Origin of the sequence: Streptomyces sp. NPDC015127 (assembly GCF_043080095.1) — a bacterium.
Classification (GTDB): Bacteria; Actinomycetota; Actinomycetes; order Streptomycetales; family Streptomycetaceae; genus Streptomyces.
The window spans coordinates 48,079-65,066 of record NZ_JBIBVE010000005.1 but is presented as its reverse complement, the minus strand read 5'-3'; the positions used below and the strand labels follow the sequence as shown (position 1 = coordinate 65,066).

Annotated in this window: 13 protein-coding genes; 5 read left to right on the top strand and 8 right to left on the bottom strand. The window is 71.7% G+C overall.

Going from position 1 to position 16,988, the window contains the following annotated elements:
* Nucleotides 1-16 precede the first annotated feature (16 nt).
* The 5 genes from ACF08N_RS11440 to ACF08N_RS11420 all read right to left on the bottom strand — a co-directional run bounded on the left by ACF08N_RS11440 (nt 17) and on the right by ACF08N_RS11420 (nt 7,193).
* Complete coding sequence (locus ACF08N_RS11440; protein WP_392324383.1) at nt 17-2,875, bottom strand: FtsX-like permease family protein; 2,859 nt, start codon at nt 2,873-2,875, stop codon at nt 17-19.
* Complete coding sequence (locus ACF08N_RS11435; RefSeq protein ID WP_392324382.1) at nt 2,872-3,633, bottom strand: ABC transporter ATP-binding protein; 762 nt, start codon at nt 3,631-3,633, stop codon at nt 2,872-2,874. Before ACF08N_RS11435 ends, ACF08N_RS11440 begins: the two co-directional genes overlap by 4 nt.
* 143 nt (nt 3,634-3,776) lie before the next feature.
* Nucleotides 3,777-4,487, bottom strand: a complete 711-nt coding sequence (locus tag ACF08N_RS11430; protein ID WP_392324381.1) for a PadR family transcriptional regulator — start codon at nt 4,485-4,487, stop codon at nt 3,777-3,779.
* Nucleotides 4,488-4,570: 83 nt separating this feature from the next.
* Nucleotides 4,571-5,164: a hypothetical protein gene (locus tag ACF08N_RS11425; RefSeq protein WP_392324380.1), complete on the bottom strand. Its 594-nt coding sequence runs from the start codon at nt 5,162-5,164 to the stop codon at nt 4,571-4,573.
* 415 nt (nt 5,165-5,579) lie between these two features.
* Nucleotides 5,580-7,193, bottom strand: a complete 1,614-nt coding sequence (locus ACF08N_RS11420) for a protein kinase (RefSeq protein ID WP_392324379.1) — start codon at nt 7,191-7,193, stop codon at nt 5,580-5,582.
* A gap of 307 nt (nt 7,194-7,500) precedes the next feature.
* On the opposite strand from ACF08N_RS11420, the gene ACF08N_RS11415 reads away from it, so the two are divergent.
* Nucleotides 7,501-9,048 (top strand): protein kinase, encoded by a 1,548-nt coding sequence (locus tag ACF08N_RS11415; RefSeq protein ID WP_392324378.1) that lies wholly within the window; start codon nt 7,501-7,503, stop codon nt 9,046-9,048.
* A gap of 28 nt (nt 9,049-9,076) precedes the next feature.
* Here the strand turns inward: ACF08N_RS11415 and ACF08N_RS11410 are convergent, their stop codons facing one another.
* The 3 genes from ACF08N_RS11410 to ACF08N_RS11400 form a co-directional block, all read right to left on the bottom strand.
* Nucleotides 9,077-10,087, bottom strand: a complete 1,011-nt coding sequence (locus ACF08N_RS11410; RefSeq protein WP_392324377.1) for a phosphotransferase — start codon at nt 10,085-10,087, stop codon at nt 9,077-9,079.
* 15 nt (nt 10,088-10,102) lie between these two features.
* Nucleotides 10,103-10,519 (bottom strand): pyridoxamine 5'-phosphate oxidase family protein, encoded by a 417-nt coding sequence (locus ACF08N_RS11405; RefSeq protein WP_392324376.1) that lies wholly within the window; start codon nt 10,517-10,519, stop codon nt 10,103-10,105.
* Nucleotides 10,520-10,768: 249 nt separating this feature from the next.
* Nucleotides 10,769-11,434, bottom strand: a complete 666-nt coding sequence (locus ACF08N_RS11400) for a response regulator (RefSeq protein WP_392324375.1) — start codon at nt 11,432-11,434, stop codon at nt 10,769-10,771.
* A gap of 327 nt (nt 11,435-11,761) precedes the next feature.
* Here ACF08N_RS11400 and pdhA point away from each other — a divergent pair, with 327 nt between their 5' ends.
* The 4 genes from pdhA to ACF08N_RS11380 form a co-directional block, all read left to right on the top strand.
* Entirely contained in the window at nt 11,762-12,910 is a 1,149-nt protein-coding gene (gene pdhA / locus ACF08N_RS11395) for a pyruvate dehydrogenase (acetyl-transferring) E1 component subunit alpha (RefSeq protein WP_392324374.1), read from the top strand.
* Between the two features lie 2 nt (nt 12,911-12,912).
* Nucleotides 12,913-13,893 carry an alpha-ketoacid dehydrogenase subunit beta gene (locus tag ACF08N_RS11390; RefSeq protein ID WP_392324373.1) on the top strand — a complete coding sequence of 327 codons (981 nt, stop codon included), beginning with the start codon at nt 12,913-12,915 and terminating at the stop codon, nt 13,891-13,893.
* Between the two features lie 14 nt (nt 13,894-13,907).
* A complete protein-coding gene (locus tag ACF08N_RS11385; protein ID WP_392324372.1) occupies nt 13,908-15,311 on the top strand; it encodes a dihydrolipoamide acetyltransferase family protein in 1,404 nt (467 codons plus the stop codon).
* Nucleotides 15,312-15,515: 204 nt separating this feature from the next.
* On the top strand, nt 15,516-16,988 hold a 1,473-nt coding region (locus ACF08N_RS11380), incomplete at its 3' end, for an FG-GAP repeat domain-containing protein (RefSeq protein ID WP_392324371.1).

Here is a 16,988-nt window from a genome sequence, read left to right as displayed (position 1 = left end):
CGCCGTGCGGGTCCGCTCAGGTCGCCTCGCGGCGGGCGAGCGCCCCGCGGGAGCGGGTGACCAGGGCCGCCAGCAGGGCCGCGCCCACCGGCACGGCGACCAGCAGCGTGACCAGCGTCTCCCACGGCACGACGATCGGCACGTACGGGAGGTCGCCCGGGCCCCAGCCGCTGTCGAGGGCCTCCTGGTACCAGTTCGTCTGCTGGCGCCTCTCGGTGAGCCGCAGGCCGACGGCCGGCAGCACCCCTGCCGCCGATCCCAGCACCACCCCCATGGCCGCGACCACGCCGCACTGGAACCCGCTGAGCGTCCTGCGGACCCGCGGCGGGGCGCCGACGGCGGCCAGCGTCTTCAGGTCGGCCTCCGCGTCGGCCTGCGCCAGGCCCGTGGCGATACCGGCCGCACCGATGGTGATCAGTCCGGCGAAGACGGTCAGAGCCAGCAGCACGATGCTGTTCTCGCTGGTGTAGCCCTCCTCGATGTGCAGGCTGATGTCCGCGCCCGTCTTGTCGAGCTCGTCGTCGAGCTTCTGGCGCTGCTCGCTGCCGGGCATCCCGTCGGTGGAGAAGTAGGCGCCGATCGGGACCGTGTCGAGGCCGGCCGCCTTGGCCGCCGCCGGCGGCACGAGCAGCCTGACGCCGTACGCCTCCTTGCCGGTGACCTGGTGGACGGGGAGGCTCTTGATCTTTCCGGGAGCCTCCTTGCCCTCCTCCATGGCCCGGTCGGCGGCCTCGGTGTCGGTGATCAGACGGATGCCGACGGTTCCGTCGGCGCTGACGTTGCGCTTGTCGAAGGAGACCGCCCGGCCGGAGGCCAGGGCCTTCTCGGCCCCCGGATCGTGGATGCCGAGCACCTTGAGCAGCTTCGCGTCGCCGACGAGAAGGCCGCTGTCGGTCGGGACCCCGTAGCCGCCGCTCTCCTGGCAGCGCCAGTCCTCGGCGAGCTTGCGGCGTTCCGCCTTGGTGAACTTCTCGGCCGGGTCCTCGTCGGGCTTCGCCGGGTCCGTCGCCCACAGGGGGCACTCGTGGGCCTTCGGCACGATCACTTCGTAGCGGCCGCAGCCCTTGCGGGTCTCGTACATCGAGCAGTTGCCCTTGCCGACGGCGACGCGGTCCACATCGGCGCGTACAGCGACGGGCAGCAGCTTCTGCACGGTGTCGCGGACCCCCGGCACGTCGCGTCCGCCGGCCTCGTCAATCATCACCGAGACGGCTCCGTGCGGCAGCTGGGCCTCGTACGCGGCCCTGCTCTGCGCGTCGGCGCTCGCCGCGTACGTTGCCACGGCCACGGTGCCCGCGACCGCGGCCAGCACCGCGGCGACGGCAGGAGCCGTACGCCCCCGGTTGCGCACCGCGTCGCGCAGTGCGAGCCGCGGGGAGAGCGGCAGCAGGCGGCCGGTCCGGCCGAACAGGCCGACCAGGGCCGGGGTCAGCGCGACCACGCCCAGCTCGGCGATGGCACTGCCGCCGGCCACCACGGCGAACTGGTCCGTCATCGTGGACCCGTACAGCGCGATCGAGGCACCGAGGGCCACCGCGACCAGGCCGATGACGGGCAGTACACGGCTGCTCCTGCGCACGCCCCGGCGTCCGGTGAGCGAGGCCAGGACGGACTGCCGGGACGACGTGACGGCGGGGACGATCGCGGCCAGGAGGCCGGTCAGCACGGCCAGCAGGGCGATCCCGAGGAGCTCCAGGGGCCGTACGTCGAAACTGCCGAAACGCTGGCCCATGGTGTCCTCCAGCACCGGCTGGAGAGCGAAGGTGAGGACCAGACCGAGCAGGGTGCCCACGACGGCCGCGGCGACACCGATCACCAGACCGCCGGCGAGGACGATGGCCCGGATGTGGCGGCGGTCGCCGCCGTTGGCCCCTACGAGGCCCAGCTGACGACGGGACCGGCGCGCCCCCACGGCGAACGCGGGACCGGCGAGCAGACAGATCTCCAGCATCGTGAGACCGACGACCGTGCCGACCGCGGCGAGCGCGGCGGCCTTGGCCGCGGTGCTCTCCTCGTACTGGCTCCAGCCTTCCTTCTGGAACAGCGGCACGTCGGCATCGGCGGGCGGGTCCAGCGCCACCGCACGCGACTGGACCGCCACCCCCTTGGCGTTGATGTCCTGGACCATGTTCCACGTGAAACCACCGGGCACGGTCGCGAGGAGCGTCGTGTGGGGCGAGGGTCCGGGCAGCCCGGCGGCTTCCAGAGCCTTGGCGAGCGGGGCGATCAGGGCGCCGGGAAGGGCGTTGACCTGGTCGGTGTCCAGCGCGTCGGGCAGCTCGTACGCACCGACGATCGTGTACGCAGGGTCGAAACCCCGCGCGGTCAGCTTCGAGCCGACCTTCAGACCGCTGCTCTCGAGGAAGTGGGTGGTGGCGGCGACCTCGTCGGACTTCTGCGGCAGCCTGCCGCTGACGACCGGCATGATGCCCCGGGCCATCGGGTCGGTGGCCTTCAGCTCACGGATCTCGGCCTGCAGCAGACCGTGCGTCGTACGGAACTTGGCGTAACCGGTCGTGTCCGTCAGCGACTTCGCGCCCGCGGGCAGCGCCTCGGCGATGTCCGTGCGGCCGTCGGGATACGGCTTGTCGTCGTATTCCTCGACCGGACCGTAATTGCTGCCGTCCGGAGCCTGAAGGATCGCGATGCCGCCCATGCCGGGGTCGGTCAGCCGTGCGTCCGCGGCACCGATCCGGCGCGCCAGACTCTGCTCGGTCGACAACTCGGCGCTGCGCACGGTGAGATCGGCGGCGCTCACTCCGAGGATGGGGAGCGCGATCATCGCGAGGACCAGGAAACTGCGCCCCTTGGAGCGCCAGGCGTCACGGCGCGCGATCCTGATCGCGGCCCGCCAGGAGTGGTACCAGGTCGTCACAGCTCGGCCGCCTGGCCCGAGAGCAGGGAGTCGGCCTCGCTGCGGACCGTCTGGTCGACGACCGCGCCGTCCCGCAGGAACACGACCCGGTCGGCCCACGCCGCGAAGCGGGGCTCGTGAGTGACGAGGATGCCGGCCGCTCCGGCGTCGCAGCGCGCCCGCAGCAGCGCCAGCACGGACTCGCCCGTCTCGGAGTCGAGGGCGCCGGTGGGCTCGTCGGCGAGGACGAGCCGGCGCTCGCCCACGAGGGCGCGGGCGATGGCGACGCGCTGCTGTTGACCGCCCGACATCTCGTCGGGGAAGCGGTCGGCGAGGCTGCCGAGCCCCATCTCCTCCAGGGCCGCGACGGCTTCGCCGCGGGCCTTGCGGGCCGAGGTGCCGTCGAGTTCACGCGGCAGGGCGACGTTCTCGGCGGCGGTGAGGGCGGGGATGAGGTTGTAGTCCTGGAAGACATACCCGATGCTGCGGCGGCGCAGGGCGGCGAGCGTCTTGCGGTCCGCGCTGGTGATGTCGGTGTTCTCGACGATCACCCGGCCCGAGGTGGGGGCGTCCAGTCCGCCCGCGATGGTCAGGAGCGTGGACTTGCCGGATCCGGACGGGCCCATGACGGCGACGAGTTCGCCGGGGAAGACGTCCAGGTTGATGCCGCGCAGGGCGTGCACCTCGGTGGCTCCGCTGCCATGGACCCGCGTCAGCTGCTGGAGTTGCAGCACGGGCTGCTGTGACGAGAGTGGCTGTGGTGACTGTTGTTGGGACATGGGTGGTTCCCCCCTTGAGCGGGTGAGTACACACAGGCGGTGTACGAGAGGTCGAAAAGGTCCTCGTGGACCTGAAGGGCAGCCGGGGCGGGCTGCCGGGGACATCGGGCACGGCGTGCCCGTCGAAGAGGCCGCGCCCGGTCCTACGCGGGCCCGGTGCGCCGCCCGGAAGCCGTCGTACGGCCGGTCCCGGTGCGTCCGCCCGATGCCGCCGTACGGTCGGTCCCGGCATCACGGCCCGAGGCCGCCGTTCCCTCCGGTGCGGGCGACGGTGCGGGAGGCGCGTCCGGCTGAGAGGTCTGTCGGGCGGCCGCCGAGAGCCGGGTGAGCCGCATCTCGCAGTGGTCCAGCCAGCGGGCCTCCGCCTCGGTCTGGAAGATCAGCTGTTCCAGCACCAGCAGCCAGGCCACGTCGTCGCGCTCCTGCGGGCCACCGCTCTCGATCGCCGTCAGCGCCTGCGCCTTGAGCCGGGTGTAGTCCTGCATCGCCTTCACGGAGTGACGGCGCTGGGACTGGATCACGGAGCGGACGTCCACGCCGGGCGTCCCGACCGCCATCGCGAGCTTGATGGCGAGCTCGTCACGGGGCGGGCTGCTGCGGTCCACCGGCGTCGTGAACCATTCCCTCAGCTCGGTGCGGCCCTTGTCGGTGATGACGTAGAGGGCGTGGCCCGCGTCGTCCTCGCCGTCCTGGACGACCATGCCGTCGCGTTCCAGGCGGCCGAGGGTCGTGTAGACCTGCCCGACGTTCAGCGGCCAGGTGGCACCCGTACGTGACTCGAACTCGGACCGGAGCTGGGAGCCGTAGCGCGGGCCGGGTTCCAGGAGGGCGAGCAGCCCGTGGCGGATCGACATACTCGGTATGTATACCGGGTATGTCGATCCGGGCCAACCTTCTTCGGAAGGACGTTCGGCGTCCGTCTTGAGGGGGACGGGGGTCAGCGCCGGCGCAGCCGGATGCCGAGGAAGCCGATCCCGAGGCCCATCAGGGCCATGCCGACCCCGAGCGACAGCGGGGAGATCTGTTGGGCGACCGGTTCCGGGACGGCCTGAGGCCCCTGGTCACCGGCCTCGGCGGGCGCCGAGGGCGGCGCGGCGGGCGGCCGTACGTCCCAGTACCCGTGGTCCCTGTCCCTCTGGGGACCCCCGTCGTCCACAGGAGGGGGATCGTGCTCCGCGTCGTCCGTACGGGGCGCCGTCCTGGGGGTGGACGGGGACGGCCCCGTGGAGCGGGAGGGCTGCCGGGCCAGCCGTGCGGGCTCGGACGCGGCGGGTGAGGTGGCGCTGCGCAACGGGTCCACGGACGGACTCGCGCGCCCGGTCGTCGCCGGCTCCTGCCGCCCGGGCCGGGGCCTGCCCTGACCGGCATGCCGGCCGGCGAACGAGGTCGAGGGCGAGGGGGACGGCTTCACGACGGGCCGGGGGCCGGGGGGCGCGGACGGCTCGGCGTGCGCGGCCGGTGCGAGGGGGAGGGTCGCCAGCGCAAGGGATGCGACGGTGATCGCGCACCGGGCGCGGAGTTGTGGAATCACCGGAGGGCCTCCCGAGACGGGGCACCGAGTCGCCGACTGATCGAGGAACGGACTCAGCGTCACACGGGTGGATAAATCCGGCATCTCGGACAACTGGGTGTGACAGGCGTACGCGGCGGACGCCTGCGGCGGACAGACCACGGTTGCAGCGACGCAACGGCCGAGGCCCGGCACACGGATCGTGAGCCGGACCTCGGCCGAACGGCGCATCACCCGGCCCGCCCGGGACACCGGGGCCGCCCCCGGACACCGGGCCGCCAAACCCAGCCGCCTCGGAAACCGGGCCGCCCCGGAACGAGCTCGTCCCGGGGCGGCCCGGAAACGAGCTGTCCCGGATACCGGGCCGCCCCCGGACACCGGGCCGTCCCCGAAACCGCCGCCCCCGCAGGGGGCCGCCCGTGCGTCACCGAGAGGACTACTCCGGGTACCCCGTGGAGACCTCGAGGGTGAAGGTGGCGTTGTCCTCGGAGACCTCCGTGTCCGCCAGCGGGAACTGCGAGATGACGATGTCCTCGCCCCACTGCGCGTTGGCGACTTCCTTGACGTTGATCTTCCAGCCCTGGGCGTCGGCGCATTCCTTCACCGACAGGATGTCCTTGTAGACGAAGTCGGGCGCCTGGACCTTCGACGGGTCGTCGTAGCCCTCCTGGGCGTCCGAGCACTTCGTCTTGTCGATGGTCCGGTTGCGCTCCGGGCCCTTGTAGCCCGCCTGCTTCGACTCGCTCGTCGAGGGCTCGCCGCCCCCGCCCGCTTCCGTCCCCGGGTCGTCGCCGTTCAGCGCGATCGCCGTGATCAGACCGCCGACGGCCAGCAGCGCCACCGCGATCGCGCCCACGATCACCGGCATGTTCCGCTTGCTGCCGCTGCCGCCGGACGAGGGAGCCGACGCGGGGGACATCGTGTACGGCGGCGGCGTGGACGCCGCCGGGGGCTGCGTCTGGTAGGCCGGGGCCGGGGTCGGGTACCCGTAGTGCGGAGCGGGAGTGGGCGCGGGGGCCGGGGTGGGCGGGCCGTACGGGCCCGGCTGGTACGGCGTCTGGACGCTCTGGGGCGCCGGTGCCGACTGGTCCAGCGGCGGGAAGACGGCGGAGCCGACCCCCGCACCGCTGTTCGCCGCCGTGCCGCCGATGATCACGGGTGCGCCGGTCTGGCCGGCACCCGCGACCCGGGCGCACTCGTCGCGCATCGCGGCCGCGCTCGGGAAACGCTCGTTCGGGTTCTTCTTCAGTGCCCGGGCGACGAGCGCGTCCATCGCGGGGGTGAGGGAGCGGTTGATCGTCGACGGGGCGACGGGCTCCTCCTGCACATGCGCGTACGCGATGGCGAGCGGCGAGTCCGCGTCGAAGGGCAGCCGTCCGGTCAGCAGCTGGAAGAGCATGATGCCGACCGAGTACAGGTCGGAGCGGGCGTCCACGCCGCGGCCCAGGGCCTGCTCGGGCGAGAGGTACTGCGGGGTGCCGACGACCATGCCCGTCTGCGTCATGGAGGTGACGCCCGACTGCATGGCGCGGGCGATGCCGAAGTCCATGACCTTGACCACGCCGCGCTTGGTCATCATCACGTTGCCCGGCTTGATGTCGCGGTGGACCAGGCCCATCTCGTGGCTGGTCTCAAGCGCGGCCAGCACGTCGGCCGTGACCTTGAGCGCCTTGTCGGCGGGCATCGCCCCGTACTGCTGGATGTCCGCGGCGAGGACCGAGCCGAGCGGCTGGCCCTCCACGTACTCCATGACGATGTAGGGCATGAGCGAGCCGTCCAGCTCGTCCTCGCCCGTGTCGAAGACGGAGACGATGTTGGTGTGGGACAGCTTGGCGACCGCCTGCGCCTCGCGGCGGAAACGCTCGCGGAAGGACTGCTCCCGGCCCAGCTCGGTGTGCAGCGTCTTGATCGCGACCTGGCGGTCCAGCGCGGAGTCGTACGCCAGATATACGGACGCCATGCCGCCTTCGCCGAGCAGGTCGCGAAGCTGGTACCGGCCGCCCGCTACGGAACCGCCCGCATAGCGGCCCTGTGCGCCGTCCTGGCTCATTTCGTGCTTCCCCCCGTGCGCGCGTCGGCCGCGCCTGATCCGGATCTACGGGGGCAAGTCTGCCCCAGGGCACCGACACGTCAAGCCGGGTGCCCGTTCCGTGACCGTACGCACGAGAAGCGTCTCGGAAGCGTTACAGGAACAGCATGGAATTTGCGCCGGGCGGCGGGCCGAGGGTTTGATGGCCGGTCTCCTTCGAAACCGGCCTGTCGTCCGAAGGCTGTAGCGTGACGTGACACAAGCACCCTGAGGACAGCGGACCCCGCACGCACACCACGCACGCGGACAGATACGACGGCGAGGACTGATGGCACCCGAACCCGAAGCAGACGGCGGCGGAGTGCCGGAGTCGGCGGACGCCTGGGGCATCGGCGGACTGGTCGGTGACGGCCGCTACCGGCTGACGCACCGTCTCGGACGAGGCGGCATGGCCGAGGTGTTCGCGGCCGAGGACGTACGGCTCGGCCGTACCGTCGCCGTCAAGCTGCTGCGCGCCGATCTGGCCGAGGACCCCGTCTCCAAGGCCCGGTTCACGCGCGAGGCACAGTCGGTCGCGGGCCTCAACCACCACGCCGTGGTGGCGGTCTACGACTCCGGCGAGGACGTCGTCGCCGGTCAGACCGTCCCCTACATCGTGATGGAGCTCGTCGAGGGCCGCACGATCCGCGATCTGCTGGTCAACGCCGAAGCCCCGCCGCCCGAGCAGGCGTTGATCATCGTCTCCGGCGTCCTGGAGGCCCTGGCCTACTCGCACCAGCACGGCATCGTGCACCGCGACATCAAGCCCGCCAACGTCATCATCACCAACTCCGGTGCCGTGAAGGTGATGGACTTCGGCATCGCCCGCGCCCTGCACGGCGCCCAGTCGACGATGACCCAGACCGGCATGGTCATGGGCACGCCGCAGTACCTCTCCCCCGAGCAGGCGCTGGGCAAGGCCGTCGACCACCGTTCCGACCTGTACGCGACGGGCTGCCTGCTCTACGAACTGCTCGCGCTGCGGCCCCCGTTCACCGGTGAGACGCCGCTCTCGGTCGTCTACCAGCACGTGCAGGACATCCCCGTCCCGCCGTCGCAGGTCCTGGACGCGGTGCCGCCGGAGCTCGACGGCCTGGTGATGCGCTCGCTCGCGAAGGACCCGGACGACCGCTTCCAGAGCGCCGAGGAGATGCGTGGACTCGTCCAGTACGCGCTCCAGATGCTCCAGCAGCAGGGCAGCCACACGGGCGTCTGGAACACCGGCCCGGTCGATCTGTACGACCCCGGGGCCACCCCGGCCGGCGGCATGACGGGACCGACCGCCGTGCACCCGGTGCACGGCGAGACGTCCCAGGGCGGCTCGATCCTGCCCCCGCCGAACCCGCACGACGGCGGCTACGACGGCATGCACCACGGCGGCCGCAGGAGCGGCCGGGGCAAGGTGTGGCTGCTCGCCGCGCTGGCCGTCGTCGCGGTCGTCGCCGGCATCGCGTTCGCGCTCAACAAGGCGAACGACACCGGCAAGAATCCCGACACCACCCCCACGGTCTCGCGGACGCCGTCCACGCCGGACGAGACGCCGACGCCGACCGACGAGGAGACGGATCCGACGGAGGATCCGGGTGGCACGACCGGGGGCGACCAGCAGCCGTCCTGGACGCCGTCGTACACCCCCTCGTTCACGCCGAGCACCCCGCAGACGCCGACGGGCGACCCGACGACCGGTGACCCGACCGGCGACCCGACGGACGGTCCCACGGAGGACCCGACGGAGGACCCGACCGACGTTCCGACGGAGCCGACGGACATCCCGACCGATCCGGCGGGCGGCACCGACGGCGGGAACGGCGACACCTCGGGCCCCGCGGGCAACTGAGGGCAAATGAGGCGGCCCGAGGCGGGAGTCACCCGGCGAAGGCGTCGCACACCGCCTCGTACTCCCGCGTCCACCAGACCGCCAGGGCCGACGCCGCAGGAAACTGCGGGTCGGCCCTTCGGTCGTGGAGCTGGTAGCGCCAGCGCAGTATCCAGAAGTCGTTGAGCCGCTCCCACCACACCCGGTGCACCGCCGCGGCCAGTTCGCCGGCGTCCGCGCCCGCCGCACGCCGGTAGGCCCGCGCGTACGCCCGGACCTTCGTCAACTCCAGCTGCCCGCCGGGCTGGACGAAGAAGATTGCCGCGGCCCGAACCGCCTCCTCGGCCCTGGGCTGGACGCCGAGGCGGTCCCAGTCGACGATCGCGGCGGGTTCCGCGCCCCGGTAGAGCAGGTTCAGCGGGTGGAAGTCGCCGTGGACCCAGCCGCCCCCGCCGCCCGGCGGCGGCCTGCGGCCCGCGTGCTGAGCCAGCAGAGCCCGCCGCTGGAGCAGCCGGTGCTCGGCCAGGGTGTCGAACGAGTCGCGCGGGCGGCTGCCGCGGGCCAGCTCCAGCAGTTCGTCGATGAGGGCGAACGTCTCCTTCGGGTCGGCGCTCTCGTAGGCGGCACTCCGGTTCGCCGCCCCGTCCATGACCTGGGCCAGGCAGGTGTGCACGAGCCCCAGGAGGGAGCCGAGGCGCCGCGACTGGGCGGTGCTGAGCTGGGCTCCGTCGCGGTGCCGGCCCTCGATCCACGGATGCAGGGCGTAGCAGCGGCCGCCGATGACGGCGACCGTGCCGCCGCAGGTGTCCTCCAGCGGCGGTGCGACCGGGACCCCGAGGGCCTGGAGCCTGCGGGTGGCCCGGTGCTGGCGCGAGATGGCGTCCCGGTCGCCGTCGAGGTGGTGCTTGAGGAAGTATGCGCCGCGGGTGGTGGAGATCCGGTAGCCGCGATTGAGGAGCCCCTGCGTGACGGGACGGCAGGACAGCGGTTCGCCCACGGTGTCGTAGCGGCGCAGAACGGCGTCGACGGGGGGCGCAGCGGTAGCAGATGAGCGCGGCACCCGCCAGATGTTAGATCACGCTGTGTGTCGTGCAGGTGGCTCTTCGAGGTGGTCGATCGTGTGCACGGTGACGAACCGCGGGTCGACGCGCAGGTAGACCGGGTCGAAGTCCTGGCCGTCGATCCGGTGCGGCCGGGGACCGAACAGCGCCAGCTGCTCGTCCGTGACGTCCACGGTCCGCGCCGTGCCGGTGAACTGCACCGACCACAGGGCCGGAGCGCCCGAGTTCAGATTGTCCGCGCCGTAGGCCACGACGCTGCCGTCGCCGGCGCGGTGGCAGTCGAAACCGCGGTGCAGGCGCAGCAGCACGCGGCCGTCGGCCACGATGTGGCGGGCGGGGGCGACGAAGGGCATCGCCCGCCTGCTGGTGGCCAGCCGCCCGTAGGAGACACGGGTGAGCAGATCGATGGCGCGGCGTTCCTCGGACGACATGCCTTCCACTCTCGGTCACCTGCGGCCCGCGCAGAAGGGCCGGCGGACCTGATCCGGGAGGGGCCTTAAGTCCCGGCGGGGGTCCGGGCGGGGTCCGGGCGGGTCAGCCCGAACGGGTGACACCCCCGGCCGTGCGCCAGGCTGACGCCGCCCCGCGCACGCCGGTCCACGCACGCCGCCCCCCGCGCACGCCGGTCCATGCCCACCGCCCGCGCGCACGCCCCCGCACGCCGCCCGCCCCGGAACGCCTCAGCGCTGCCCGCGCTCCGCCTGCATGCGCGCCACGTACGCGGCGGCCTGCGAGCGCCGCTCCATGCCGAGCTTGGCCAGCAGGCTGGAGACGTAGTTCTTGATGGTCTTCTCGGCGAGGTGCAGCCGCTCGCCGATGGCCCGGTTGGTCAGGCCCTCGCCGATCAGGTCCAGGATCCGGCGCTCCTGGTCCGTGAGGTTCGCCAGCCGGTCGTCGCCGCCCGCCTTGTTGCCGTCGCGCAGCCGCGCGAGGACACGGGCGGTGGCGTCCGGGTCGAGCAGCGACTTGCCGGCCGCCACGTCGCGCACGGCGCCGATCAGTTCGCTGCCGCGGATGGCCTTGAGGACATAACCCGAGGCACCGGCCATGATCGCGTCGAAAAGGGCCTCGTCGTCGGCGAACGACGTGAGCATCAGGCATTTGATGTTCTCGTTCTGCGAACGGACCTCGCGGCACACCTCCACACCGCTCCCGTCCGGCAGCCGCACGTCGAGAATCGCCACGTCGGGACCGGTCGCAGGGATCCTGACCAGGGCGTCTTCCGCCGTACCGGCCTCACCCACGACCTCGATGCCGGGTTCGGCCGAAAGCAGCTCATGGACGCCGCGCCGCACGACCTCGTGGTCGTCGAGCAGAAATACCGTGATTTTTCCTTCTTCGTGCACCTGGGCAGTCTCACATATTGACTCTTCCCGTGCCCGGGGTGTGCGGGATAACGTGCCTTCGTTCCGGCGGTCCGCACGGCCCTGACCAGTGGCGTTCCCGCATTTCCTCGATTTACTTGGAAATCCAAGCAAAATCGCAGGTCAAATGGGGTTTCGCAGTAATGCTGCGCACTGGGTAACGTGCCTTTGACAGGACGTTCGCCGGGGCACCTGTCACGCCCGAATCCGGCCGCGTCGCACCCACCCCGTGCACCGGCCCGGACCCGGGCGAGCCGCACTGGCCACACCGGCGGACCCCGGGGGCCGGACCGACGGAGGAGCACGCACGTGACCGTGGAGAGCACTGCCGCGCGCAAACCGCGACGCAGCACCAAGCGCGTCAGCGCCGCGAAGAAGCCACAGAGTTCGGAGCCCCAGCTCGTACAGCTGCTGACGCCCGAGGGTGAACGCGTCCAGCACCCGGACTACGACATCGACCTGAGCGCCGAGGAACTGCGCGGGCTGTACCGCGACATGGTCCTCACGCGCCGCTTCGACGCCGAGGCCACCGCCCTGCAGCGCCAGGGCGAGCTGGGCCTGTGGGCCTCGCTGCTGGGCCAGGAGGCCGCCCAGATCGGCTCGGGACGCGCCCTGCGCGACGACGACTACGTCTTCCCGACCTACCGGGAGCACGGCGTCGCCTGGTGCCGCGGGGTCGACCCGACGAACCTGCTGGGCATGTTCCGCGGTGTGAACCACGGCGGCTGGGACCCGAACAGCAACAACTTCCACCTGTACACGATCGTCATCGGCTCGCAGACCCTGCACGCCACCGGCTACGCGATGGGCGTGGCCAAGGACGGTGCCGACTCGGCCGTGATCGCGTACTTCGGCGACGGCGCGTCCAGCCAGGGCGACGTCGCCGAGTCCTTCACCTTCTCCGCGGTCTACAACGCCCCGGTCGTGTTCTTCTGCCAGAACAACCAGTGGGCGATCTCCGAGCCGACCGAGCGCCAGACCCGCGTCCCGCTCTACCAGCGCGCGCAGGGCTACGGCTTCCCCGGCATCCGCGTCGACGGCAACGACGTGCTCGCCTGCCTCGCCGTCACCCGCTCCGCGCTGGAGCGCGCGCGCCGCGGCGAGGGCCCGACCCTGGTCGAGGCGTTCACCTACCGCATGGGCGCGCACACCACCTCCGACGACCCGACCCGGTACCGGCACGACGAGGACCGCGCCGCCTGGGAGGCCAAGGACCCGATCCAGCGCCTGCGGACCTACCTCGAGAACGAGGGGCACGCCGACGCGGCCTTCTTCACCGCGCTGGACGAGGAGAGCGACGTGCTCGCCAAGCGGGTGCGCGAGGCGGTACGGGCCATGCCCGACCCCGACGACATGTCGATGTTCGACCACGTGTACGCGGACGGGCACGCGCTCGTCGACGAGGAGCGGGCGCAGTTCGCCGCCTACCAGGCGTCGTTCGCCGAGGAGGGCAACTAGTCATGGCGGTACAGAAGCTCCCGCTCGCGAAGGCGCTCAACGAGTCGCTGCGCAAGGCCCTGGAGACCGACCCCAAGGTCCTGATCATGGGTGAGGACGTCGGCAAGCTCGGCGGCGTCTTCCGCATCACCGACGGGCTGCAGAAGGACTTCGGCGAGGACCGGGTCATCGACACCCCGCTCGCCGAGTCCGGCATCGTCGGCACCGCGATCGGCATGGCCCTGCGCGGCTACCGCCCGGTCGTGGAGATCCAGTTCGACGGCTTCGTCTTCCCGGCGTACGACCAGATCGTCACGCAGCTCGCGAAGATGCACGCCCGCGCGCTCGGCAAGATCAAGCTCCCCGTCGTCGTACGCATCCCCTACGGCGGCGGCATCGGCGCGGTCGAGCACCACTCCGAGTCCCCCGAGGCGCTCTTCGCGCACGTCGCGGGCCTCAAGGTGGTCTCCCCGTCGAACGCGTCCGACGCGTACTGGATGCTCCAGCAGGCCATCCAGAGCGACGACCCGGTGATCTTCTTCGAGCCGAAGCGGCGCTACTGGGACAAGGGCGAGGTCGACACCGAGGCGATCCCCGGCCCGCTGCACAAGGCGCGCGTCGCCCAGGCCGGCACCGATCTCACCCTCGCCGCCTACGGCCCGATGGTGAAGGTCTGCGTCGAGGCGGCGGCCGCGGCCGCCGAGGAGGGCAAGTCGATCGAGGTCGTGGACCTGCGCTCGATGTCCCCGATCGACTTCGACACGATCCAGACGTCCGTCGAGAAGACCGGCCGGCTGGTCGTGGTCCACGAGGCCCCGGTGTTCTACGGCTCGGGCGCGGAGATCGCCGCCCGTATCACCGAGCGGTGCTTCTACCACCTCGAGGCCCCCGTGCTGAGGGTCGGCGGCTTCCACGCCCCCTACCCGCCGGCCCGCCTGGAGGAGGAGTACCTTCCGGGTCTGGACCGGGTGCTGGACGCCGTCGACCGCTCGCTCGCGTACTGAGGAGTGCCGTGACCATGACCGCAGACACCTCCCTGCGCTTCCGCGAGTTCAAGATGCCCGACGTGGGCGAGGGACTCACCGAGGCCGAGATCCTCAAGTGGTACGTCCAGCCCGGTGACACCGTCACCGACGGCCAGGTCGTGTGCGAGGTCGAGACGGCGAAGGCGGCCGTCGAGCTGCCGATCCCGTACGACGGCGTCGTGCACGAGCTGCGCTTCGAGGAGGGCACCACCGTCGACGTCGGCACGTCGATCATCACGATCGACGTGGCTCCCGGGTCGGGCCCGGTCGAGGAGCCGCCCCCGGCGGCCACCGAGCCCTCGCTCGCCGCCGCCGAACCGGCACCCGAGGCCGAGCCCGAGGCCAAGCCGCAGGGCCGCCAGCCGGTCCTCGTGGGATACGGCGTCGCCGAGTCCTCGACCAAGCGCCGTCCGCGCAAGACCGCGGCCGGAGCCGTCCCGGAGCAGGCCGCCGCGGCCGCGATCCAGGCCGAGATGAACGGGGCCGCCGCCCCGGCCCGTCCGCGCCCGCTCGCCAAGCCGCCGGTGCGCAAGCTCGCAAAGGACCTGGGCATCGACCTGGAGACGGTCACGCCGACCGGCCCCGACGGGATCATCACCCGCGAGGACGTGCACGCCGCCGCGGCTCCGGCCCCGGCGCCGGCCGCGCCCGTGGCCGAGGCGCCTGCTCCCGTGCCGGCCGCTGTAGAGCCCTCCGCGAGGGAGACCCGTATCCCGATCAAGGGCGTACGGAAGGCGACCGCCGCCGCGATGGTCGGCAGCGCCTTCACCGCGCCTCACGTCACCGAGTTCGTCACGCTCGACGTGACGCGCACGATGAAGCTGGTCGAGGAGCTGAAGGCCGACAAGGACATGGCCGGGCTGCGGGTCAACCCGCTGCTGCTGATCGCCAAGGCCCTGCTCGTCGCGATCAAGCGGAACCCGGGCATCAACGCCTCCTGGGACGAGGTCAACCAGGAGATCGTCCAGAAGCACTACGTCAACCTGGGCATCGCCGCGGCCACCCCGCGCGGTCTGATCGTGCCGAACATCAAGGACGCGCACGACAAGACCCTGCCGGAACTGGCCGAGGCGCTGGGCGAGCTCGTGGCCACCGCCCGCGAGGGCAAGACCACCCCGGCGGCCATGCAGGGCGGCACGGTGACCATCACCAACGTCGGCGTCTTCGGCGTCGACACGGGCACGCCGATCCTCAACCCCGGCGAGTCCGCGATCCTCGCGGTCGGCGCGATCAAGCTCCAGCCGTGGGTCCACAAGGGCAAGGTCAAGCCCCGTCAGGTCACCACGCTCGCGCTGTCCTTCGACCACCGGCTGGTCGACGGCGAGCTGGGCTCCAAGGTCCTCGCGGACGTCGCGGCGATCCTGGAGAACCCTAAGAGGCTCATCACCTGGGCCTGATGGGCCTGTTGCTCTGTTTCACGTGAAACGCCCGACCGGGTCGCCCCGGTCGGGCGTCTGCGTTCCCCGTCCCGTCACAACGCCCGGGAGGGAGGTGACGTGAGTGAAGCCGAGGTGTTCATGTGGTGTAGGTTTCGGGCACGCTTGGGGGGAGCCTGGCGTTGCCGCGGCAGCAGATGCCGCCTTTCTCGTGGGGGATACTGCATGCGCAGACTCCTGGCTGTTTCCGCAACGGTGGCGCTGCTGGCCACCGGTGCTCTCGCGGGGGCCTCGTCCGCCGCGGCGGCCGACGACTTCAGCTTCGAGGACGTCCGCAATGTGACGCTCATGCCCGGCGAGGGCTGGGCCGAACTCAATCCGCCGGCGTGGTACAGCGAGCCGGCGGGGACCATGGTCTACGCCCTGAGCAAGCAGCCGCTGGACGACCCGGCCTGGACCGGTGGGGGCGTGCCCGCGGGGCTTGAGGTCTCGGTCGACGAGGACTGCAAGCCGGCGGGCACCGCCGGTGTGTATCTCTGCGATGCGAACGGATACATTCCCACGCCGACCGTGGAGGCCGCCGATTCCGCCGCGCACGGCACGAAGGCCTACTTCGGACTCGCCTACGCGCCGAGCGGTACGAGCATCGACAAGGCGGTCAAGGAAGCCCAGACCGCGGCGACGTTCGCCGAGAGCGGTCGGCACTCGGCGGGCGCGATCACGGTCAAGTCGGCCGAGCACGTCGCGCAGAACACGATGCAGCTGAACACCCCGACACTGAAGGCAGGCGGCTCGGTCACCCAGTCGGTCACCCTGCACGCGGTCGACGAGGGGCAGCTGTGGATCTCCTTCCGCCCCGCCGAGGGCCTGCGTGACTGGGAGGAGGAAGAGGTCTCCATCGAGATCGAGTCCGTCTCGCACGGCGACAACGCCGGCTGCGACCACACCTACGGATCGATCGGCTACGGCGGGGTCACGTGTGACGTCACGCCGGGAGACGTCACCATCAGCTACACCCTGAAGGCCGCGGCGCAGACGGCGGCGTGGAAGATCGACGCCGAAGCGGTCTACGAGGTGTACACCTTCGGCACCCACAACCCGTCCGCATCCAGCACCTTCGCGGTCGACAGCCCCTACCCGGTCCGGCCGCACCACCAGCTCCTCGCGCGGGGCAAGGACGGCATGCTCCGTTCGCACATGGGCACCGGCCGGGCCGCACATCCCTTCCGGGATTACGAGGAGGTCATCGGCGGCGGCTGGAACACCTACAACGCCCTCACCAAGCTCGCCCCGGTCACGACTCAGGCCACGGGTGGCGGCGTCGTCGGCCGGGACGCGGCCGGTGTGCTGTGGCACTACCGCACGACCGGCGACTGGAACGTGCTCGCACGGCGCACCCAGGTCGGCGGCGGCTGGCAGATCTTCGACAAGCTGACCGGTGTCTCCGATGTGACGGCGGACGGCAGGGCCGACCTGATCGCCCGCGACAAGGCGGGCGTGCTGTGGCTCTACAAGGGCACCGGCAACGCCGCGGCCCCGTTCGCGGCGCGCACCAGGATCGGCAGCGGCTGGCAGATCTTCAACGAGCTCACCGGCGCGGGCGATGTGACGGCGGACGGCAGGGCCGACCTGATCGCCCGCGACAAGGCGGGCGTGCTGTGGCTCTACAAGGGCACCGGCAACGCCGCGGCCCCGTTC